The organism is Mycobacterium sp. NPDC050041 (assembly GCF_049541695.1).
Lineage (GTDB): Bacteria > Actinomycetota > Actinomycetes > Mycobacteriales > Mycobacteriaceae > Mycobacterium.
On the sequence record NZ_JBMVDG010000004.1, the window covers coordinates 473,393 to 495,196 of the forward strand.

General features: G+C 67.1%; 21 protein-coding genes. 8 read left to right on the top strand and 13 right to left on the bottom strand.

Annotation, left to right across the window (positions count from 1 at the left end):
- The first annotated feature begins 94 nt into the window (after positions 1–94).
- Positions 95–1,372, top strand: a complete 1,278-nt coding sequence (locus ACPCHZ_RS16510; RefSeq protein ID WP_364984603.1) for a cytochrome P450 — start codon at positions 95–97, stop codon at positions 1,370–1,372.
- Positions 1,373–1,409: 37 nt separating this feature from the next.
- Here ACPCHZ_RS16510 and ACPCHZ_RS16515 read toward each other — a convergent pair whose 3' ends face one another.
- The gene (locus tag ACPCHZ_RS16515) at positions 1,410–1,847 is read right to left on the bottom strand and encodes a hypothetical protein (protein ID WP_423485699.1); all 438 of its coding nucleotides are present in this window, start codon (positions 1,845–1,847) and stop codon (positions 1,410–1,412) included.
- A 79-nt stretch (positions 1,848–1,926) separates the two neighbouring features.
- Between ACPCHZ_RS16515 and ACPCHZ_RS16520 the strand changes: the two genes are divergently transcribed.
- Positions 1,927–2,439 carry a hypothetical protein gene (locus tag ACPCHZ_RS16520; RefSeq protein ID WP_423485700.1) on the top strand — a complete coding sequence of 171 codons (513 nt, stop codon included), beginning with the start codon at positions 1,927–1,929 and terminating at the stop codon, positions 2,437–2,439.
- A 65-nt stretch (positions 2,440–2,504) separates the two neighbouring features.
- Here the strand turns inward: ACPCHZ_RS16520 and ACPCHZ_RS16525 are convergent, their stop codons facing one another.
- From ACPCHZ_RS16525 to ACPCHZ_RS16580, 12 genes are read right to left on the bottom strand one after another with little or no spacing between them, the layout of a single operon-like run.
- Entirely contained in the window at positions 2,505–4,187 is a 1,683-nt protein-coding gene (locus ACPCHZ_RS16525) for an MCE family protein (protein WP_423485701.1), read from the bottom strand.
- Positions 4,187–5,551: an MCE family protein gene (locus tag ACPCHZ_RS16530; RefSeq protein ID WP_423485702.1), complete on the bottom strand. Its 1,365-nt coding sequence runs from the start codon at positions 5,549–5,551 to the stop codon at positions 4,187–4,189. The genes ACPCHZ_RS16525 and ACPCHZ_RS16530 overlap by 1 nt, the downstream gene beginning before the upstream one ends.
- Entirely contained in the window at positions 5,548–7,059 is a 1,512-nt protein-coding gene (locus ACPCHZ_RS16535; RefSeq protein WP_423485703.1) for an MCE family protein, read from the bottom strand. Before ACPCHZ_RS16535 ends, ACPCHZ_RS16530 begins: the two co-directional genes overlap by 4 nt.
- On the bottom strand, positions 7,043–8,146 hold the full coding sequence (locus ACPCHZ_RS16540) for an MCE family protein (protein ID WP_423485704.1): 1,104 nt from the start codon (positions 8,144–8,146) through the stop codon (positions 7,043–7,045). Before ACPCHZ_RS16540 ends, ACPCHZ_RS16535 begins: the two co-directional genes overlap by 17 nt.
- Positions 8,146–9,171 (bottom strand): MCE family protein, encoded by a 1,026-nt coding sequence (locus ACPCHZ_RS16545; RefSeq protein ID WP_423485705.1) that lies wholly within the window; start codon positions 9,169–9,171, stop codon positions 8,146–8,148. The genes ACPCHZ_RS16540 and ACPCHZ_RS16545 overlap by 1 nt, the downstream gene beginning before the upstream one ends.
- Positions 9,168–10,379 carry an MCE family protein gene (locus ACPCHZ_RS16550; RefSeq protein WP_423485706.1) on the bottom strand — a complete coding sequence of 404 codons (1,212 nt, stop codon included), beginning with the start codon at positions 10,377–10,379 and terminating at the stop codon, positions 9,168–9,170. The genes ACPCHZ_RS16545 and ACPCHZ_RS16550 overlap by 4 nt, the downstream gene beginning before the upstream one ends.
- 7 nt (positions 10,380–10,386) lie before the next feature.
- Positions 10,387–11,244: an MlaE family ABC transporter permease gene (locus ACPCHZ_RS16555; RefSeq protein ID WP_423485707.1), complete on the bottom strand. Its 858-nt coding sequence runs from the start codon at positions 11,242–11,244 to the stop codon at positions 10,387–10,389.
- Positions 11,245–11,246: 2 nt separating this feature from the next.
- Positions 11,247–12,041 (bottom strand): MlaE family ABC transporter permease, encoded by a 795-nt coding sequence (locus ACPCHZ_RS16560; RefSeq protein ID WP_269893479.1) that lies wholly within the window; start codon positions 12,039–12,041, stop codon positions 11,247–11,249.
- Entirely contained in the window at positions 12,034–13,200 is a 1,167-nt protein-coding gene (locus ACPCHZ_RS16565; RefSeq protein ID WP_423485708.1) for a thiolase C-terminal domain-containing protein, read from the bottom strand. Before ACPCHZ_RS16565 ends, ACPCHZ_RS16560 begins: the two co-directional genes overlap by 8 nt.
- Positions 13,197–14,408 carry a Zn-ribbon domain-containing OB-fold protein gene (locus ACPCHZ_RS16570; RefSeq protein WP_423485709.1) on the bottom strand — a complete coding sequence of 404 codons (1,212 nt, stop codon included), beginning with the start codon at positions 14,406–14,408 and terminating at the stop codon, positions 13,197–13,199. Before ACPCHZ_RS16570 ends, ACPCHZ_RS16565 begins: the two co-directional genes overlap by 4 nt.
- An 18-nt stretch (positions 14,409–14,426) precedes the next feature.
- A complete protein-coding gene (locus ACPCHZ_RS16575) occupies positions 14,427–15,641 on the bottom strand; it encodes a CaiB/BaiF CoA transferase family protein (RefSeq protein WP_423485710.1) in 1,215 nt (404 codons plus the stop codon).
- The gene (locus ACPCHZ_RS16580; RefSeq protein ID WP_423485738.1) at positions 15,638–17,158 is read right to left on the bottom strand and encodes an aldehyde dehydrogenase family protein; all 1,521 of its coding nucleotides are present in this window, start codon (positions 17,156–17,158) and stop codon (positions 15,638–15,640) included. The genes ACPCHZ_RS16575 and ACPCHZ_RS16580 overlap by 4 nt, the downstream gene beginning before the upstream one ends.
- A 303-nt stretch (positions 17,159–17,461) precedes the next feature.
- On the opposite strand from ACPCHZ_RS16580, the gene ACPCHZ_RS16585 reads away from it, so the two are divergent.
- The 6 genes from ACPCHZ_RS16585 to ACPCHZ_RS16610 all read left to right on the top strand — a co-directional run bounded on the left by ACPCHZ_RS16585 (position 17,462) and on the right by ACPCHZ_RS16610 (position 21,684).
- Positions 17,462–18,163 (top strand): SDR family NAD(P)-dependent oxidoreductase, encoded by a 702-nt coding sequence (locus ACPCHZ_RS16585; protein ID WP_423485711.1) that lies wholly within the window; start codon positions 17,462–17,464, stop codon positions 18,161–18,163.
- A gap of 44 nt (positions 18,164–18,207) precedes the next feature.
- A complete protein-coding gene (locus tag ACPCHZ_RS16590; RefSeq protein ID WP_423485712.1) occupies positions 18,208–19,068 on the top strand; it encodes a mycofactocin-coupled SDR family oxidoreductase in 861 nt (286 codons plus the stop codon).
- A 42-nt stretch (positions 19,069–19,110) separates the two neighbouring features.
- Entirely contained in the window at positions 19,111–19,302 is a 192-nt protein-coding gene (locus ACPCHZ_RS16595; RefSeq protein WP_269893485.1) for a ferredoxin, read from the top strand.
- Between the two features lie 52 nt (positions 19,303–19,354).
- Positions 19,355–20,719 (top strand): cytochrome P450, encoded by a 1,365-nt coding sequence (locus tag ACPCHZ_RS16600; RefSeq protein WP_423485713.1) that lies wholly within the window; start codon positions 19,355–19,357, stop codon positions 20,717–20,719.
- 137 nt (positions 20,720–20,856) lie between these two features.
- Entirely contained in the window at positions 20,857–21,240 is a 384-nt protein-coding gene (locus ACPCHZ_RS16605; protein ID WP_423485739.1) for a hypothetical protein, read from the top strand.
- A 108-nt stretch (positions 21,241–21,348) separates the two neighbouring features.
- Positions 21,349–21,684: a hemophore-related protein gene (locus tag ACPCHZ_RS16610; RefSeq protein ID WP_423485714.1), complete on the top strand. Its 336-nt coding sequence runs from the start codon at positions 21,349–21,351 to the stop codon at positions 21,682–21,684.
- Positions 21,685–21,804: the final 120 nt, after the last annotated feature.

Consider the following 21,804-nt stretch of genomic DNA (forward strand, 5'->3'; position numbering starts at 1 on the left):
GTCATGCTAAGCAGATGCTCAGCACTTTCAGCCCAGAGCGCCGACTCCCTGTCGGGCCACCGCAGTGTTCAGTTTCTCGAAGGGACGCCCCCAGATGACCGACTTCGACACCATCGACTACTTCACCGACCCGTCGCTGGTGCCCGATCCTCACCCCTACTACGACCACATGCGCAGCAAGTGCCCCGTCCAGCCCGAGCCGCACTACGGCGTGCTGGCGATCACCGGCTACGAGGAGGCCAACTCGGTCCTCAAGGACAGCGACACCTTCTCCTCCTGCATCGCCCTCGGCGGCCCGTTCCCGCCGCTGCCGTTCACCCCGGAGGGTGACGACCTGACCGCGCAGATCGCCGCCAACCGGTCGCAGCTGCCGATGTTCGAGCACATGGTCACCATGGATCCGCCGGAGCACACCGACGCCCGGTCGCTGCTGAACCGGCTGCTGACGCCCAAGCGGCTCAAGGAGAACGAGGACTTCATGTGGCGCCTCGCCGACGAGGTGCTCGACGACTTCATCGCCGCCGGCCAGTGCGAGTTCCTGTCCTCGTACGCCAAACCGTTCTCACTGCTGGTGATCGCCGACCTGCTGGGGGTGCCCCCGGAGGACCATGAGGAGTTCCGCAACGTACTGGGTGCCCCGCGGCCGGAAACCCAGGTCGGTCGGCTGGACGGTGCGAACGTCGGCCTCAATCCGCTCGAGTGGCTCGACGACAAGTTCATCTCCTACCTCGCCGACCGCCGGAAGAACCCGCGCAACGACGTCCTGACCGGGCTGGCGACGTCGAAGTACCCCGACGGGTCGACGCCGGAACTCATCGAGGTGGCACGTTCGGCGACGTTCCTGTTCGCCGCGGGTCAGGAGACCACCACCAAGCTGCTGTCCGCCTCCATGCGGGTCCTCGGCGACCATCCCGAGATCCAGCAGGCGTTGCGCGACGACCGCAGCCGCATCCCGACGTTCGTCGAGGAGTCGCTGCGGATGGACGCACCGGTGAAGAGCCAGTTCCGGCTTGCCAAGAAGCCGGCCAAGGTCGGCGACCTCGAGGTGAAGACGGGCACGATCGTGATGGTCTGTCCGGGCGCCGTCAATCGCGACCCCGACCGCTTCGACGATCCGCACGCGTTCCACCTGGACCGCAAGAACGTTCGCGAGCACATCGCCTTCGGACGCGGCGTGCACTCCTGCCCGGGCGGCCCCCTGGCCCGTGTCGAGGGCCGGGTGTCCGTCGAACGGATCCTCGACCGGATGGCCGACATCACCATCGACGAGGAGAAGCACGGCCCGGCCGACGCCCGCCGCTACGAGTATGAGCCGACGTTCATCCTTCGTGGCCTGACGGAGATCAACATCAAGTACACGCACGTATCGTGATCCGTGGTGCCGCCGCCCTTTTCACCGGGCGGCGGCGCTATTCGGTGCCGCGCAGAGGCAGGTCGCCGCGCTCCCAGTAGGCGCGGTTGTTCATCGCGACACAGGTGAGGAAGAGGCCGTCCGGAGCCTGTGCTACCTCGCCGACGAAGTCCGAGCACAAGTCGTACAAATTCTTCACCCCGTGCATCTCGGGTGACCGGAACCAGCGCGGTTCGTACCGCCGGGCGGAACCGCAGAACACCAGACGGCCCCACGACGTCACGCCGAACGCGTAGTAGGTGCTGTTGTTGCAGTAGGAGCCGAGCACGATGTTGGGTGCGATACCGGGTGTGCAGTTCGGGTTGTTGCACGGCGCCCCGGCCGGCGGTAGCGGCGGGGGGATCTGCGGCTGCGCTAAGGCCTGCGGCGCCATCAGGGTCGCCGCCACCAACACCGGAGTCGCCCATGCAGCAAGTATCGCGACGATCGAACGCATCAGATCATCTTCACACAGGGAGTAAACAAATTCTCGCTTTCGGAGAGCCAAGCTCCAGCGGCGAATTATGCTGGTGGCCATGCGCGTAGACCGAGTGCTCGGCGCCATGGCGATGTCCGTGGCAACCCTGTTCGGTGGCCTGGCCGTTGCGCCCATGGCGCATGCCAAGACCTACGGTCTCAACGGCACCTACCGGGTGTTCTCCGATGGTGAATGGGCCAGGCGCGACGAGGTCCTGTTCGACGTGCCGAGTGAGACCCAGACCTGGACCGTGAACACCAGCTGTGTCAGTCCGATCGAATGCACCGGTACGGTGACCAGCAGCGTCGGCTGGACCGGATCGGTCCGCCTGGACGACTTCTGGTACATCGAGCACGACATCCCGAAGTGGGCGCCGTGCCCCGACGGCACTTTTGCGCGTGCCCGGCAGACGTTCATCATCATGGGTTGGGATCCGGTCAACGAGGAACGCATCCAATCTGCCGACTTCCTGATGGGCCGCAATCTGACCAAGTCACCGAGCGGGTCGTGTGGCCGAAACGCGGTGCTGGACTTCGAGTTGCCCGTGCGGGTGGAGCGCGTCAGCTCCTGACCGGCCGCGCCCCGCCGTGGCGCGCCTCTGCAGGCCACCGCGACTCGCTGCGGCCGCCCGGCGAGTCAGTTCGGCAGCATGTCCTTCCATGACTTGTCCGCACCCACGAGGTTGCTCTGTGTCTGCAGGCGCCCGTCTGCTGTCAGGAACTGGCCGGTGCGCGGGTCGTAACGCTGGAACGCCACTGCCGGCCCGTCACCGTCGTACGCACTGGGGGTCGCCGGAACCGCCCCGTCGGCGGCCGGAGGTGCCGGTGGGGGCGCGATCGAAGTTCCGTTGAGCGAGTTGCCTGCCGGTGGCGGCGGCGGCACCGGGGCCTGCGGGAGCGCGGGCTGGACAGGCGCCAAGGGTGCGGGCGCGGCAGCCGGCGGCGAGGCACCGGGTGGCGGCTGCGGCGTGAACGCGCCAGGAGGCGTTCCGGACGGCGCCGCGCCCGGCGGCAACGGCGTCCCCTGGACCGGAGCGTAGATCCGCTCGTTGAAGTCCACGATGTCGTGCGGCGGCAGCCCGTTCTTGATCAGGTTCGGATCGAACGCATAGGGCCCGGTGTAGTGCTGGCGGATCACCTGCGGAATGAAACCGCGTGGGTCGTTGCACAATTCGACCGTCGGGGCGCGCTTGCCGGGATGGGCCTGGCACGGGTAGTTGCGCGCACCGCGGACGTTGATCGGGGAATCCTGCGGCAGCTTGCAGTACAGGCCGTCAGGCGTGTCGATCGACGTCTCGTCCTCCGGGGAACGCCACTGCGACGGCGGCAGGAAGCCGACCGTGCACGGCGGCGGGTCGCTGATCGTCAGCGCGAAGTCGGCGAACGGCAGGCCGGTCGGATTCTTGTTCGGCAGGCCGAAGGATTGCTGTGCCGCGATGATCGGCGGGAACATCACGATCAACTGTTCGAGTGAATGGTTGTAGGTGACCAGCACCTGTCCCACCGTGGTGAGGTTGGCCAGCAGGATCGGCAGGGTCGGCTTCAGCTGCTCGAGCAGTGCGCTGACCTCCTGCGCGAAGCCGGGGCCGCGCTCCAGCGTGGTCCGGATCTCCGGGTCGTTCTGCTCGAGTTGACCGGTGACGCCGGCCAGACTGCGCGCCCACGTCCGAATGGAATCCGTGGTCTCCGCCTGGGATTCCAGCAGCGGCCCGGCGTCGTCGACCAGGGTGCGGGCCTCGCCGGAGACGCCTCGCACGTCTGTTGACAGCTTGGAAGCCGAATCGAGCAGGGACTGGAAGTCCGGACCCGCACCGTTGAAGGCCTTGAACGCCTCGTCGAGCAGATCGGAGATGCGATCTCCCGGGATCGATTCGACCAGCGAGCTGAGCTGGTCGAGCACCGGCCCGACGGGCTGCGGAATCGTGGTGTTGCGCACCGAGATTCGCGATCCATCGGTCAGGTAGGGCCCCAAGTCGGTGCGGGGCCGCAGGTCGACGTACTGCTCGCCGACGGCCGAGACGCTGCGCACCTCGGCCTCGAGATCGGCGGGGATCTTCGGCGACGTCTCCAAAGACAGCGTGGCCTCCGCACCGTCCTCGGTCAGATTCACCGACGTCACCTTGCCCACCTGAACGCCACGGTAGGTCACGTTGCTGAACTGGTAGAGACCGCCGCCGGCCGGTAGCTCGAGGGTGACGGCCAGGCGGCCGATTCCGAGCAGGGTCGGCACCTGCATGTAGGCGAACACCATCACGCCCACCCCCACCACCGAGGCGATGGTGAAGATGATGAGCTGCGTCCTCACGAACCGGGTGAGCATCAGCCACCTTCCGAGGTCGGCGGAAGTGCTTCGGCGGGCGCGGGCGCCGGCGGAGGTGGCGGCGGCGCGGCGCCGAACGGCCCCGCGAAGATCTGTCCCGGTGGAATGCTCTGGGCCGAGGGGGCCCAGGGATTGGCAGGCGGTGGCGGCGTGACGGGGAGCAGCGGTTCGGCCACGGCGGGTATGGGCGCCATCTCGGCCACCTCACCTACCTCACCCGGTGGTGCGGCCGGCGTGTCCGGCGAATCACGCTGGGGCGGAGAAACACCGATGCTCATCGGATCGTAGGAGTAGTTGAGGTAGTAGGGGTCGCCCGGGGCCGGGATGAGCTTGGCCTCCTGGTCTTCCCATCGGGTACCCAGCAGCAGCGATCGTTTGAACTTCGGATAGGTCAGGTCGAATATGGCGTACAGGTTGATGTAGTCACCCTTGGTGATCCGGTCGGCGAAGGTCGGCCCGTACGGGAACGCGGTGGCCCACAACAGCGCGAGGTTCAGGTCAGGTCCGATGTCGGCGATCCTGGTCAGGGCCGGCTCGAGGTTCTTCAGGTTGGTCACCAGATCGTCCCCGGCGTTGTTCACCAGGGTGGTCGCGGTGTCGCTGAAGGTGCCCAACTTCTCGAGCGCGGTGGTGAGCGTCGGCCGCTCTTTGATCAGCACGTCGAGGGCGGGCGGGATGTCCTTGAGAGCGCGGTCGATGACGTCTCGCTGTCCGGCGAACCGGCTGGCCAGCCGGTTCAGCTGCTGTATCGATGCGATGATGTTCTCCCGCTGCGCGTCGAGTGTGCCGACGAAGTCGTCGAGGCGGGTGAGCAGTTCGCGGATTTCCGGCTCGCGCCCGGACAGCGCGCGACTGGCGTTGTGGATCACGTCGCCGATCTGTCCCAGCCCGCCTCCGTTGACGACCGCGGCCAGCGACGACAGCGTGCGCTCGGTGGACGGGTAGGTCGACGAGTCGGTGAGCGGAATGGTGGTGCCGGGCTGCAGTCGTCCCTGCGGGCTCTCACCCAGTGGGGTGTTGAGTGCCAGGTGCATCGAGCCCAGCAGGCTGGTCTGCCCGACGGTGGCCACCGCGTTGGCGGGCACCACCACGTCTGGCTTCACCGAGATCTCGACGTCGGCATGCCAGTTCTTGACCGTCATCTTCCCGACGCTGCCCACCACGACGTCGTCGATCAGCACCGGTGAATTCGACTCCAGCGTGCCGACATTCGGCACCTCAACCTGATAGCTGACGGAGTCGGGCCCACGCCCGTCCGCACCGGGCAGCGGCAGCGAGTTGACACCCTGGAACGAGCACGCGGACAGCGTCAGGACCGCACACGACGCGATCACGGCTCGCCGCATCGGGACATGGCGGGTCATGATGGCGGGTTCCCTTCCGCGGGCAGCAGGGGCGTGTTCGGCGCCGACGCCGGGGCGGCGTCGTCGACCGTCGAGCCGGGCGGGGCCGCAGGCAGGAGCATCTCGTCCACCGACGGTGACTGCACCGGGATGTTGGAGATGATGGTCGGCGGTGCCGGTATCGGCGCACCCGGGTACAGCGCCGGTGATGGGGTGGCCGGCGCATCGCGGTCGGGCTGGTAGATCCCCGGCGGTCCCGGCGGCGCACCCCAACCCGGGGGTGGCGGGATGTCGCCTGCGCCGGTGTAGGCGGAGACGGTCGGTCGCGGCTCGGGCAGATCGCCGGGCCCCGCTCCGCCGGGCGCCAGCTTCGGATCCGTGTAGATCATCCGCTTGGGATCGATCGCCGGCCTCAGGTAGGCGTTGATCGGGAACGGGATGTTGTTGAAGTTCAACAGCCGCGCCGCGGGCCCGAGGTACTGCGCGCAGAGTTTGGCGGTCTCGGGCGCGCTCACGTTGGCGACGGCGCCGATCATGCCGCAGATGATCTGCGTCGGGTTGGAGAAGTTGGTGAAGGCGAACGCGCCGGTGACCCCGCCGCTGTTCGGATAATAGATGTTGTTGAAGTTCGCGATCGCGTTCGGCGTGATGTGCAGAACGTTCTCCAGCGCCAACCGGTTGTCCACCAGCACCTGAGTGACATTCGCCAGCCGCTGCACCTGCTCGGAGGTCTGGTCCCGGCTGCCCGCGACGAAGCGCTGCACCTCGCCGATGGCGACCGACAGGTCCGACAGCGCCGCATCGAGATCGGATCTGCCGTCGTCGAGGACGCTGGTCAGACTGGCCAGCCGGTTCTGGAACTGGACGATCTGCTGCTTGCTGTCCCGCATCGCAGTGACGAAGATCTGCAGGTTCTTGATGATGTCGACGATGTTGCCGCTGCCTTCGGCGAAGATCCGCGCCGCCCCGGACAACTGGGACAGCGTGCTGCGCAGCTTCTCGCCGTTGCCGTCCAGGGCGTTGGCCGCGCTGTCGATGAACCGGGAGACCGAGGTGCCGTCGACGCCCTTGTCCGGTCCCAATTCGGTGGCCAGCCGCATCAGCTGGTCCTTCACCTCGTCCCACTCCACCGGGACCGCGGTCTGGCTCTGCGGGATCACGCCGCCGTCCCGCATCGTCGGCCCGTCCCCCTCGCGGTAGGCAGGGGTTAGCTGCACATACCGCGCGGCCACCAGGTTCTGGGCGACGATCACCGCTTTCGCGCCCTCCGGTATCGGCACGCTGCGGTCGATGCTCATGGAGATCTTGGTCTGCGTGCCCTCCGGGGTGATTGCCTCGATCGTGCCGACCTTCACGCCGGCGACGCGAACCTCGTCCCCGGCATAGATCGCGGTGGCCGTCGAGAAGTACGCGTTGACCGTCGTGGGCCCGAAGAAGGCCTGACGCACCAGATAACCGCCGCCGGCCACCAGGGCGACGGCCAGCAGGATCGCGGTCCAGGCCGCGAGGCGCTTACGGGTTGCCATCATCGGGGAGGTCTCCTGGCTGGGGAATGCCGTTGACGGGGAACGGGAGCTCGGCGCGCGGCCCGACGGCGTCCGGTGGCTGCCCGGCGTTCACACCGCGGCGGAAACCGAACGCGTAGTCGAGGAACGGCTGCAGCAGCTGGCCGAAGACCAGGTTCGGCACGAACGCGTTGTAGTAGGCGCCGTTGGAGACGATCTCGCCCTGGGTCAGATAATATTTCGCGGCACCGGGCAGCATCTTGGCCAGGCTGTCGCGGTTGCGCTCCAACATCGCGGTGACGGTGTTCAACTGCTCGAGCGTCGGGCGCAGCTCGTTCTCGTTGTCGGCCACCACCCCGGTCAGCTGCTTGGACACCGCGGAGATGCTCGCCAGCAGGCTGGTGATGGCGTAGCGGCGTTCGTCGAGCACCGCCAGCAGATCGTTGGCGTTGAGGATGAGCGCGTTCACCTGGCTGCTGCGCTCGGAGAAGATCTGCGTGACATCGCCTGCCGTGCGCAGCAGTTCGGCAAGGCTCTCGTTGCGGTTGTTGAGCGACTCCGACACCCGCGTGAGGCCGTCGAAGGTCGGGCCGAGCTGAGGGGACACCTGGTCGAGCGTCTGCGCGAGGGTGTCGAGCGACTGGTTCAGTGCCTGGGTGTTCGTGTTCCGGGTGTTGGCGGTCAGCTCGCTGACCGCATCGGTCAACGAGTAAGGCGAAGTGGTCCGGCTGGTCGGGATGACCTGATCGGTCGACAGCTTGCCGCTGCCTGCGGACTCCAGCGTCAGTACGCGCTCACCGAGCAGGCTACCGGTGCGGATGTGGGCGGTGGTGTCCGAACCCAGCGCGTACTTGCTGTTGATCGTGAACTTGACCAGCGCGTCCCCGTTGTCCAGTGCGATCGACGACACCGACCCGACCTTGATGCCCGAGACGGTCACGTCGTTGCCGCTCACGAGCCCGCCGGCCTCGGTGAAGTGCGCCTGGTAGCGCAGCGCGGTTGCCCACGAGATCAGCCGTTCGGGCTGCAGCCCGACGACGATGATGAGGACGATGACGGCCACGCCGATGAAGCCTGCCCGGACGAGCTGAGGGCCACGATATTTGAGCATTACTCGTCCACGCACCTTCCGGTCTCTTGTTTGATCCAGGGGAACAGAACGGTACGTCCCTCCAGATCACTGGCGCGGAAGGAGACCCCGCAGATGTAGTAGGGGAAGAACGCCCCGTACGACCCGACGCGGGCGAGCTTGCGGTAGATCTCGGGAAGCCGCTGGATGGTGGCCTCGAGGCGGTCGAGGTCGGTGTTGAGCACCGGAGCCAGCCGGTGCAACTGATCGACGGTGCCTGCGAGGGGAGACCGGGCGCGGCCGAGCAGGTCGGCCAGCGAGGTGGTCCCGTTGTCCAGCGACTCGATGGCCGTGCCGATCGGGTCGCGGTCCTGGGCGAGTCCGGAGATCAGCTGCTCGAGTTTGTCGATCGCGCCGGAGAATTCGTCGCCGTCCTTCGACAGCGTGTCCAGCACTGTGCGCAGTTCGGTGATCAGCTGCTCGATCACCTGGTTGTTGTCGGCCAACGAGTTGCTGAACGACGACGTCTTGCTGAACAGCGATTCCAGCGTGCCGCCCTGGCCCTGCAGAATCTGCACCAGTGAGCCGGTGAGCGCGTTGACGTCCTGAGGGTTCAGCCCCTGGATGACCGGCTTGAGCCCGCCCAGCAGCAGATCCAGATCGAGCGCGGGCGCAGTGCGGTCCTCCGGGATCTGCGATCCGACCGGCAGGATCTTCGTCGAATCCGGCGTGTCGATGAGCTCGACGTAGCGGTCCCCCACCAGGTTGAGGTACCGGATCGCGACCTTCGTGCCGGTGGTCAGCTGGGTGCTGCGGTCGGCTTCGAAGGTCACCAGCACCTTGCGGTCGGCCTTGAGTTCGACGCCGTTGACCGTGCCGACGCGGATGCCGGCGATCCTGACCGTGTCGCCCGTCTTCAGCCGGGAGGCATCGCTGAAGACGGCCGAATACTCGCTGCTTGCACCGGTTCTGGCGTCGCTGAAGACCAGGAACACGAAGGCCGTCAGCAGCACGCTGACGATCGCGAACACTCCCAGCTTGATCAGCGTCGGTAGCAACCGCGTCATCCCGGCATTCCGATCTGTGGGCTGTTGCGCGGCGGACCGTCGAGCGGCCCGTAGAGCCAGTTCTTGAGTCCCTCGGAGTTCAGCAGGATGCCGGCGTTGCCGTACTGGGCGGGGTTGGCGCCGACGTCGCCGACGACGAACGGCGGGCGGAACTCGGCCGGCTGCTCGGGCAGACCGAGCCTCTTGCAGAAGTCGGCGCCGCCGCTGGACGCCGCGACCTTCGGCAGGTCGCCGGGGTATCGGTAGCGCTCGACACCGAGGGTCAGGCCGGCGTTGGTGATGATGCCCGAGTACTGCGGCGCGGACTTCGCGAACGGGATGAGGCCGCCGAGGCCGCACCAGATCGACTCCCGGTATTCGTTGAGCAGTTCCGTCGTCGGCACCAGTTCGTGCACCAGGTCGGTCAGCGCCTGCTGATTTCCGCCCACCACCTCGTTGCCGAGGTCCGCCAGACCGATACTGCTGACCAGGAAGGCGTCGAGGTTCTGCTGCTGGTCGACGATCGAGTTGCTCACCGACGTGGTGCTCTGGATGGTCGACAGCAGATCCGGTGCCGCATCGGCGTACGCGGTCAGCGTGGGCGTCAAAGCCTCCATGTCGCGCGACAGGTTCGGCAGACTCGGCTCGAGTTCGGCGAGCAGTGCGTTGAAGTCGACGAGGGTCTTGCCGAACTGCTCGCCGCGTCCGTTGAACGCCGACGAGATCGCGCCAAGCGTCTCGTTGAGCTTCGCCGGGTCGATCTTGTCCAGCACGTTCACCAGTTGCTGGAACACCGTGTTCACCTCGACGGTGACGTGCCGGTTCTCGATGACCTGACCGGCCGCCAGTCGCGTCGGCTCGGGATCGGGCGGCGGCACCATCTCCACGAACTTGGCGCCGAACACGGTGGTGGAGGCGATGTCGACGAGAACATTCGACGGGATCAGCTTCAGCTGGTCCGGATTCATCGCCAGGTGCAGCACGGCCTTGCCGTCGGCGCGTTCCTCGATCGAGGACACCTGGCCGACCTGGACGCCACGCATCTTCACCCGGGCCTCGGGATTCATCACCAGGCCTGCGCGATCGGCGATCACCGTCACCGGCACCGTGCTGGTGAAACTGCCACGGAACAGGCCGATAGCCATGGCGATGATGAGCCCGAACACCACGATGGTGCCGAGTCCGGCCAGGGCGGCGTAGTTCCGGCCGCCGGTGTTGCTCTGCGCCATGTTGCCCCTAACCCGACAGGTTGAAGTTGCCGTTGGAACCGTAGACCGACAGCGACACCAGAAGGGTCACCGACACCACCACGATGAGCGAGGTGCGCACGGCATTGCCCACGGCGTTACCCACCCCCGACGGCCCCCCCGTCGCGAAATAGCCGAAGTAAGTGTGCACCAGCAGGATCGAGATCGCCATCAAAATGGCCTGCAGGAATGACCACAACAGGTCGATCGGGTTGAGGAACGTGTCGAAGTAGTGCGAGTACAGCCCGCCGGACTGTCCGAGTAGAAACACCGTGGTGAACTGGCTGGCCACAAAGGACAGGATGACCGCGATCGCGTACAGCGGTGTCACCGCGACCATCCCGGCCACGATCCGTGTGCTCACCAGGTACTCGACCGGGCGGATGCCCATCGACTCCAGCGCGTCGATCTCCTCGTTGATCCGCATGGCGCCCAACTGTGCGGTGACGCCGGCGCCGAAGGTGGCGGCAAGGCCGATCCCGGCCACCACCGGCGCGGCGATGCGCACGTTGATGAATGCCGCCAGGAAGCCCGTCAGCGCCTCGATGCCGATGTTGCCCAGCGAGCTGTAGCCCTGGATCGCCAGTACGCCGCCGGTGGCCAGGGTCAGGAATCCGACGATCACGACGGTGCCGCCGATCATCGCCAAGGTGCCCGCGCCCATGGAGATCTCGGCGATCAGCCGGATGATCTCCTTGCGGAAGTGCACGGCGGCGTGCGGGGTGCCCGCCAGCGCACGGCCGTAGAACATGGTGTGGTCGCCGATGCGGCTCAACGTTCCCACCGGCCGGCTGAGCTGCTTGGCGATGCGCGGGTACGTGGCCCGAAGCGTGGTCAGGGTTCCCATGTCTAGCCCGTCGTCATCTGGATGCCGATGGCGGTGACCACCACGTTGATCACGAACAGCGCCATGAACGCGTACACCACCGTCTCGTTGACCGCGTTACCGACCGCCTTGGCGCCGCCACCGGTGATCGTCAGACCGCGGTAGCAGGCGACCATACCGGCGATCAGTCCGAACAGCGCGGCCTTGACACACGAGATGATCACCTCGGGCACCCCGGTCAGCAGCGTGATGCCCGCGGCGAACGCGCCAGGGTTGACGTCCTGGACGAACACCGAGAACACATAGCCGCCGAGGATGCCGATGATCACCACCAGGCTGTTGAGCAACAGCGCGACCAAACCCGAGGCCAGCATGCGCGGCGTCACCAGTCGCTGAACCGGATTGATGCCCAGCACCTCCATCGCCTCGATCTCCTCGCGGATCGTGCGCGAGCCAAGGTCGGCACACATCGCGGTCGCGCCGGCGCCGGCCACGATCAGCACCGTCACCATCGGGCCCAGCTGCGTCACCGCGCCGAACGCCGCACCGGCGCCCGACAGATCGGCCGCGCCCAGTTCGCGCAGCAGGATGTTCAGCGTGAACGACACCAGGGTGGTGAACGGGATCGCCACCAGCAGCGTCGGCGCCAGCGAGACCCGGGCGACGAACCAGGATTGCTCCAGAAACTCGCGCCACTGGAACGGCCTGCGGAAGATGAACCGGATCGCATCGGCGAACATCGCGAACAATCCGCCGACCGCCTGCATCGGCGCCGATGCCCGACCCAGGTTCACCCCTGTCGTCCATCGTTCAGCCATCGGATCCGGGTCCTTCCAGGATGGTGACCGCCGACACCGCTGTCGGGCCACCGATATTGTGCGCCAACCCTATCCGTGCGCCGTCCACCTGATTGACCGCCTCCCCGCGCAATTGACCGAATATCTCGACACACTGCGCGACGCCGGTGGCTCCCGGCGGATGTCCCTTCGCCTTCAGCCCACCGCTCGGATTGACCGGCAGTGCTCCCCCGACGGTGGTCGTCTCCGTCTCGACGAGCTTATGGGCCTCGAAACGGTCGGCGAACCCGAGGTCCTCGTAGCTGATCAGTTCGATGCCGGTGAAATAGTCGTGCACCTCGGCGACGTCCACGTCGGCCGGTGACATGCCCGACATCGCGAACGCCCGCTTGGCCGCTCGCACCGTCGCGGGAAAGGTCGTCATGTCCGGTTTGTGCGGATACATCACCGAATCGAGCCCGAGTCCGACCCCGCGGATCCACACGGGCCGGTCGGTGAACCGGTCCACCACGTCTTCGGCGGCCAGCACGAGTGCCGCGGCCCCGTCGCTCTGCGGCGCGCAGTCGTAGACGCCGAACGGGTCGACCACCATCGGCGCGGACATCGCCTGCTCGACGGTGATCTCGAAGCGCAACCGCGCCTTGGGGTTGTCGACGGCGTGCCGGTGGTTCTTGACGGCGATCATCGCCAGGTGCTCGCGCGTCGCCGGCGACTCGTGCAGGTAACGCCGGACGTGCAGGGCGAATCCGGCGGGCGCGACGAGACCCAGCGGGTAGTCCCATGCCATGTCGCGGGTCATCGCCTCCCAGCCCCAAAGCATGTCTTTGGTGGCGACTTCGCGAAGCTTGTCCGCACCCATCACCAGCGCCACGTCGGCCGCACCGGAGGCGACCCCGAACAACGCATTCCGGACGGCGTCATTGCCGGTGGCGCAGGAGTTCTCGATGTGGGTGACGGGCAGTTCGTGAAGGTCGAGGGTGTCGGCGAGGATTCCGGACGGGAAGCCGTCGGTCGTTCCCATCGCACCGAACCAGGCGGCGTCGAGGTCACTCTTCGACATGCCCTTGTCGACGCTGGCAACGCAATCGGCGAAGGCCATCGCCAGCAGATCCTTGATGCCGAAGGCGAAATGCTCGGCGAACGGCGTCATCCCCGCACCGACGACGGCGACGTTCCTCATGCCGCACCCGCGGAGCGGTCGCACAGCGACTCGCGCGAGGATGCCGCGTCGGGTTCGAAGGCGTAACCGTAGTCGGGCACACCGGAGCGCACGGCGATTCGGCGCAGCGCCAGGCGGCCACGGTCACCGATGTCCACCGACCCGGGGGCCGCGCCGGTCACCTTCACCAATGCACGCACCGCCACGTCGTCGAGTTCGACGATCACCAGGGAGTACGGCGACCTCAGGCCGGGCACCGGAATGCGCACGGTCGCTTCGGTGTAGACCGTTCCCGTTTTCGGCAGCGGGACCAGCTCGTAATCGGTGCTCAGCGAGCAGTCCTCGCCGACCCGGTACCGCGGCGGGAAGTCGAGCTGATCACTGCCGGCGTATCTGCCTGCTTCCCAACGCACTTTGGCTTCGAAGGCACGCTCGTAGGCGGCCAGCGAGATCGGCAGATCCGCGCCGGGGGTGACGGCGCCGTCCGGCAACGTACGCGCCGCCGGTTCTCGTCGATTCACCTGAGCCTCGCCACCTGCGACCGTGATCCCGGACAGACTTGCCTGCTCGACCGCAACCAAGGGGCCGATGGTATCGGATTCGGTAAGGCTTGCGAGGGCGAATAATCCGGCACTTGCTCCATAAGTCGGGATATGTGGTGGCGTGCCCGCGCACAGCTCCGTCACCTTGTCGTATTCCACTCCGGCGACCGCGACGGGGGTGTCCAACCAGGCTGCCGACAGCGATGCGAGCAAGCCCCGCTCGTGCAGCAGCCGCGGATCGCCGTAGTCGTGCACCACCCCGACCGCGTTGCGGGTGCGAACGGGCAGGCTGCGGGCCACGCGGGCCGCGGTGCGCACCCGCCGGCCGTGGTCGGCGGTCAGGATGGCCGCGGCGCCCGCCGGATCCAGGTCCACACCGATGATCAGTGACCGGGGGCGCGCCGAGCTGACCGCGTCGAGCGTGGCGGGCGCACCGCCCAGCCGCTCATCGACCTCGAGTTCGGGGTCCAGTCCGAGGCCGGCCAGCAGCACCGCGGCGTTGCTGCTCTCCACCGGGGGCAGGTCACGGCTGACCAGCACCACCCGTTCGACCGCTCCACCGGCGGCCAGCGCCGCGCGGCCGGCTTCGACCGCCATCGTGATCGCATCCTCGTCGTCGCCCGCCACCCGGTGCAGGGGTGATCCCCAGCACGGGAGGTAGGTCCCGATGGAAGCGATGTGCGGCATGGGCGTGAAACGACCTTTCTAGGTGACGGCGCCGACGGTTTTGAGCTCGATGATGCGGTCCCAGTCCAGGCCCAGCTCGGCCAGGATGTCGTCGGTCTGCTCGGCGAAGCCCGGCGCCGGACCGGTCCGCGGTGCGGTGACGTCGAACTGCACGGGGTTGGCGACCAGTTCGAGCTCGCCGGCCTGCACCATGTATTCGTTCGCCCTGATCTGCGTGTCCTGGGCGGCCTGCAGCGTGTCCTGCACGGGCGCCCAGGGCCCGGCGAGCGTGGCGAACCGCTCACTCCACTCGACCAGGGGACGCTTCTTCATCGCCTCGGTCAGGATCTCGTTGGCCGCGGCGGTGTTCTCGGCGATCGACTCCGCGGTGGCGAACCGGGGGTCGTCGGCGAGTTCGGTGAGGTCCATGTGCCGGCACACGTCGGCCCAGAACTTGGTGGGCTGCATCATCACGAAGGAGATGTAGCGATCGTCGGCGGTGGGGTACAACCCGACCAGCGGATTGATCGGCGAACCGTGCACCCCTGGCGGGAAGGCCTCCATGCGCTCGTTGAGATGGGTGGTCAGCGCCACGGTGTGCCCCATCGCCCACAACCCGCTGCCCAGCAGGGAGACGTCCACGACGGACGGTTCGCCGGTGCGCTCGCGCTTCAGCAACGCCGCGGCGATACCGCCGGCGAGGTTGGTGCCGGAGATGGTGTCGCCGTAGGCGGGTCCGGGAGGCCCGATCATGCCGGGCATGTCGGGCGGGGTGATGGTGCGGGCGGTGCCTGCCCGGCACCAGAAGGCCGTCATGTCATAGCCCCCCTTCACCGCTTCCTCGCCGCGCGGCCCCAACGCGCTGCCCCTTGCATAGATGATGTCGGGGTTGACGGCGCGGATGTCGTCGATATCGATACCGAATTTCTTACGGTGCCCCGGCAGGAAGCTGGTGAGGAACACATCGGCCCGGCGGGCGAGCTCCAGCAGCACGTCCCTGCCCTCGGGCACGGACATGTCGAGTCCGATGCTGCGCTTGCCCCGGTTGGCGTGCTCGATGTTCGGGTTGGGATCGCCTTCGACGCGCAGCAGGCCGGTCTGCCTCAGGCCGCGCTGCGGGTCCCCCGTCACCGCATGCTCGACCTTGATCACATCGGCGCCCCACTCGCCGAGCACCGCACCCGCCGACGGCACGAAGCCGTACATCGCGACCTCGAGGACGCGGATGCCGTCCAGTGGCCCGCCGGAACTCACGACAGCACCCGCGCGAACGTCTTGGACTCGAGGAATTCCTCGAGCCCGGCGGTGCCCATCTCGCGGCCGATACCGGACTGCTTGAACCCGCCGAAGGGGGTGTCGGGGCTGAAGTAGTTGCCACCGTTGATCGAGAACGTGCCGGTCCGGATCCGCCGGGCGATGGCCAGCGCGCGCTCCTCGCTGCCGAACACGGCGCCGGACAACCCGTAGATCGAGTTGTTCGCGATCCGCACGGCGTCGTCCTCGTCGGCATAGGCGATCACCACGAGAACCGGTCCGAACACCTCTTCCTGGGCGATCTCGCTGTCCGGGTGCACGTCGGCGAGCAGCGTGGGTGTGTAGAAGTAGCCCGGGTCGATCTTCTCGCCACCGGTGACCAGGGTGGCGCCTTCCTGCACCGCACGCTGCACCATGCCGTCGACCTTGTCGCGCTGCTTCTCGCTGATCAGCGGGCCCATGTAGGTTTTCGGGTCGGCCGGGTCGCCATAGCGCACCAGACCGAAGTTGTTCTTGATCAGCTCGACGATCTCGTCCTTGCGCGCCTCCGGCACGAGCAGCCGCGACGTGAGCGCGCAGCCCTGGCCTGCGTGGGTCACCATGCTGAACGCCGAGAACAGTGCGGCCATGTTGAAGTCGGCGTCGTCGAGCACGATCGCGGCGGACTTGCCGCCGAGTTCGAGGAACACCTTCTTGAGCGTCTCGCTGGCGGCGGCCATGATCCGGCGACCGGTCGGGGTCGATCCGGTGAAGGTGACCATGTCGACGTCCGGGCTGGTGGTCAGTACCGCGCCCACCTCGGGATCGGCACCGGCCAGCACGTTCACGACGCCGGCCGGGATGTCGGTGTGCTCGGCGATCAGCTCACCGAGCGCCAGGGTGATCAGCGGGGTGTCCGGCGCCGACTTGAGCACCACCGTGCAGCCTGCGGCCAGTGCCGGCGCCAGCTTGGCCAGCGCCAGCTGGTTGGGGTAGTTGTAAGCAATGATCGCGGCGACGACGCCCGCGGCTTCCTTCTCCACCCACCGGTGGTGCTGCATACCGCGGCTCTCGATGTTGCCGAGGTCCTCAGTCATCGGGTAGCTCTTCAACAGGTCCGCGTAGTAGCGGACGATCCCGATCGGCTGGTCGAGTTGCGCGCCCTGGCACAGCGACTCGGTGGCGCCCACCTCCGCGATGGTGAGGGCGGCGAATTCGTCGCGGTGCTCGACGAGCGCGGTGTGCAGCTGTTCGAGACAGCGCACCCGCAGCTCGACGTCGGTCGCCCAGCCGGACTCGTCGAACGCCCGCCGGGCCGCCGCGACCGCGGCCCTGGCATCGGCCACCGTGGCGTCCGGCGCATGGCCGAGCACCTCGCCGGTGGCCGGGTTGAGGGAGGGAAACGTCCGCTCGGTCTCGACCAGGCGCCCGTCGATCAGCAGTCTCCGGTCGGCCTTGGGTTCGGACGTCCCGGCGCTGTGCTGGGCGATGGAGTCGGCCCCCGAGACGTCTCCCGCGATGGTCGGCGTTTCCTGCATCATCCTCCTAGCGGCATGTGTGATGGAAATTTCATTCTCATCGAGGGCGAATCATACATTCGCTCAATGAGAACTCAAGGTTGCGTAGACCGGCTAGTCATAGGCTTCGGTTGCCGGATGAGCAGCATAGGACCCGCTTGACCGCGACGTTTCGAATCTTGCAGAATCGCCACCTCCGAGAGTACGGTTCTCATAATCGGAAGGAAGATTCTTGACGTCTGCGACGACCGTGATCGGCCCGGCCGCCTCCTCGAGCGCCACCGGGCAAGCAACCGCTGAGGCCACCGCACTGAGGATCGCCGCGTGAAGAACGCTGTGGTGACCGGCGGCGGGTCGGGAATCGGCGCCGCCATCGTCGCCCGCCTGCGCGCCGACGGCCACCACGTCGCGATCCTCGACCTGAAACCCGGGGACGACGAGTTCGCCTTCGCCGCCGACGTCACCGACCGCGCTCAGGTCGACGACGCCCTGGCGGCGGTGCGCGCCAAACTCGGCCCGATCTCGATCCTGGTCAACGGCGCCGGCCTGGACAGCTTCAAGAAGTTCCACGACGTCACGTTCGAGCGGTGGCAGCGCGTCATCGACGTCAACCTCAACGGCGTCTTCCACTGCGTGCAGGCCGTGCTGCCCGACATGATCGAGGCCGGCTGGGGTCGCATCGTCAACATCTCGTCGTCGAGCACCCACTCCGGCGCGCCGTACATGGCGCCCTACGTAGCGGCCAAGTCGGCGGTCAACGGGCTGACGAAGACACTGGCACTCGAGTACGGCCCGGCCGGCATCACGGTGAACGCGGTGCCGCCGGGATTCATCGACACCCCGATGATGCGCGCCGCGGCCGAGAAGGGCTTTCTCGGCGACCTCGACCAGACCATCGCGGCCACGCCGGTACGGCGGATGGGCAGGCCCGAGGACATCGCCGCGGCGTGCGCGTTCCTCATCTCGGAGGAGGCCGGCTACATCACCGGCCAGATCTTGGGCGTCAACGGCGGCCGGAACACCTGAACCGCCCCTGCCGGACATCGACGAAAAAACGAAAGGACACCACTGTGGGACGCGTTGAGGGCAAGGTCGCATTCATCACCGGCGCAGCGCGCGGTCAAGGCCGCAGCCACGCCATCCGGCTGGCCGAGGAAGGCGCCGACATCATCGCCGTCGACATCTGCGCCGACATCGACACCGTGGGCTACCCGCTGGCCAGGCCGGAAGACCTCGAGGAGACCGCCCAGTACGTCGAGAAGGCGGGCCGCAAGGCGGTCACCGCCCAGGTCGACGTGCGAGACGCCGCTGCGCTCAAGGAGGCGCTGGACAACGGGGTCGCCGAGCTGGGCCACCTCGACATCGTCGTCGCCCAGGCCGGCATCGCCGCCATGAAGGGCGCGCCGGCGATGCAGGCGTGGACCGACGGCATCAACACCAACTTCGTCGGCACCATCAACGCCATCCACGCGGCGCTCCCGCACCTCAAGGAGGGCGCCTCCATCATCGCGACGGCGTCTGCCGCGGCGCTTATGGACGCCTCGAAGAAGGACCGCCCCGGTTCCGATCCCGGCGGGATGGGCTACATGACCTCCAAGCGCCTCATCTCCCAGTACGTGCACGACCTGGCGACCGAGCTGGCGGTTCGCAGCATCCGCGCCAACGTGATCCACCCGACCAACTGCAACACCGACATGCTGCAGAGCGAGCCGATGTACCGCTCGTTCCGGCCGGATCTCGAGAAGCCCACCCGCGCGGACGCCGAACTGGCGTTCGGGGTCCAGCAGGCCATGCCGGTGCCCTACATCGAGCCCGAGGACATCACCAACGCCGTGCTGTGGCTGGCCTCCGACGAATCGCGCTTCGTCACCGGCATGCAGCTGCGCGTCGACGCGGGCGGTTACCTGAAGTGGTACGACTACCACGTGTGATTCCGTTGCATCGCAACATGATCAGCCTACTGGAGGGAAGCAGTGAAGGTCTCAGTTGACGGAACGCGCTGCCAGGGCCACACGTTGTGCTCGATGATCGCTCCCGATTCCTTTGAACTCGACGACGTCGACGGCCACGCGTCGCCGGTCAACGAGGACGTTCCCGGCGATCAGGAGGAGCAGGTGGCCGAGGCCGCCCACTCCTGCCCCGAACAGGCGATCGTCATCGAATGACTCCCGTTCCCCGGGGCCGGCAGGTCCCGATCCAGGCAGAGGAGACGACGCCGTGACCATCGAAGATGGTGTCACGACCGACGCCGACCGCAAGAAGAACACCTACCACTTCGACCGGCACACGCCCGAGTACCGCCTGCAGTTCGAGAAGATCGCCGAGGAGATGCAGGCGAAGTGCCCGATGGCGTGGACCGACACCTACGACGGGCACTGGGTGGCCGCCGACAGCAGGCACGTGTTCGAACTGGCCCGCTGCCCCGTGGTGTCCAACCACCACGACACCAGCGGTGAGACCCCGTTCAAGGGCATCACGATCCCGAAGGCCAGTCGTGCCACGGTGGTTCGCGGCGGCATCCTCGAGATGGACGAGCCTGAACACAGCTCTTACCGCGGTGCGCTGAACCCGTACCTGTCCCCCGCCGCGATCAAGCGCTGGGAACCGTTCGTCGACGAGATCACCCGCGCGGCACTCGACGAGCACATCGCGTCGGGCCGGATCGACTTCGTCGAGCACCTCGCCAACGTGGTGCCCGCGGTGTTCACGCTGGCGATGATGGGCATCTCGCTCGACAAGTGGAACGTCTACAGCGAGCCCACCCACGCTTCGGTGTACACCCCGGAGCACTCCCCCGAGCGGGAGAAGATCAACGAGCAGCACCGCGAGATGGGCATCGATCTCATCACCAACATGATGGAGATCCGGGAGAACCCGCGGCCGGGCCTGGTGAACGCACTGATGCAGTTGCGCATCGACGGCGAACCCGCGCCGGACATGGAGATCCTCGGCAATCTCGGACTCATCATCGGTGGCGGCTTCGACACCACCACCGCGCTCACCGCGCACGCCCTGGAATGGCTCGGTGAGCATCCCGACGAACGCGAGCGACTGTCGCGCGAACGCGCCACGCTGCTGCACCCCGCCACCGAGGAGTTCCTGCGCTTCTTCACCCCCGCACCCGGCGACGGTCGCACCTTCGCCGACGACGTGGAGGTCGAGGGCCAGCAGTTCAAGAAGTACGAGCGACTGTGGTTGTCCTGGGCGATGGCCAACCGTGACCCGGCGGTGTTCGAGAAGCCGAATGAGATCATGCTCGACCGGAAGGGTAACCGGCACTTCAGCTTCGGGATCGGCGTGCACCGCTGTGTCGGCTCGAATGTCGCTCGCACGGTGTTCAAGTCGATGCTCACCGCGGTACTCGACCGGATGCCCGACTACGTCTGCGACCCCGAGGGCGCCGTGCACTACGACACCATCGGCGTCATCCAGGGCATGCGCAACCTGCCCGCGACCTTCACCCCCTCCGAGCCGCTTGGGCCCGGCCTGGACGAAACGATCGAGAAGCTGCAGCGGATCTGCAACGAGCAGGAGCTCGCCAGGCCCATCACCGAGCGCAAGGAACCGGCGGTAATCGACTGATCTCGACCCCCGAGGTTCGGTCGAGGTGGTTCTATGAGCCGGGGGAAGAACGGGAGGGAAGAGCAGTGAAGCTCGTCAGGGCCGGTATCTCTACCGCCGCTGCGGCGTTCGCCGTCGCCGTGTTGACCGTGACCGCGATGGTGGCGGCCCCGCCCGCATCCGCGATGCGCCTGGGCAACTACGACCTGCTCACCAACCGCTACGACCGGGCGTCGTGGCTGTGGTACGCGTCCTTCTGCGTTCCGGAGAAGAGTGCCGACTGCGCGCTGATCAGCGCCCGGCCGCGGTTGAAGTTCTACGAGTACTACGAGAACAAGGCCTATCTCAAGGACGGCCGGTGGACATTGGTCGTCGACGTCCCCGACGGCCTGCGCTGCCCCGGATACAACCTGCCCACCCGCGAGACCTACGTCTGGGACGACGCGACGCTCGCCGGCACGATCGACTCGCGTTACAACGTGGGCTGTTTCAACGGACCGCCGGGGACACAGTTCTGGACGTTCGCGCTGCGGCGCCTGTAGCGGCCGCGGCGGTCGTCGCGCTGTAACGACCAGAACCCGTGGGACGACATGCTGTTAGCCTGGAAAGAAACCGGGCAACAACCTGTCGGAACGGGGTAGAAGCAGATCATGAAGCGTGCAACAGTGCTGGCCGCAATCGGTGGTGGACTGGCGGTGTCCGCCCTGAGCCTGTCGGCCGGTGTGGCGTCCGCGCAGCCGAACCTGGATGCGGTCGTCAACACCACGTGCAGCTACGACCAGGTGATCGCGGCGCTGAACGACCAGCGGCCCGATCTCGCCGCCGAGGTGAATTCGTCGCCGGGCTTCCAGGGGCAGCTGCGCAGCTTCCTGGCGTCCGGGCCGGCCCAGCGGCAGCAGACCGTGAACTTCCTCAAGGGCAGCCCGATGGCACAGGCCTACTTCGGCCCCATCGTGCAGATCTCGGGTTCCTGCAGCAACTACTGAGTGTGAAGGCGTCGGGGGGGGGGGGGGGGGGGGGGCGGGCCCCGCCGCGGTTTTGGCCGGGGGGGGCTAGGCGGCCCCGCGGGGGGGGGTTTGGTGGGGGGGGTACGCAGGGGCGCCCCC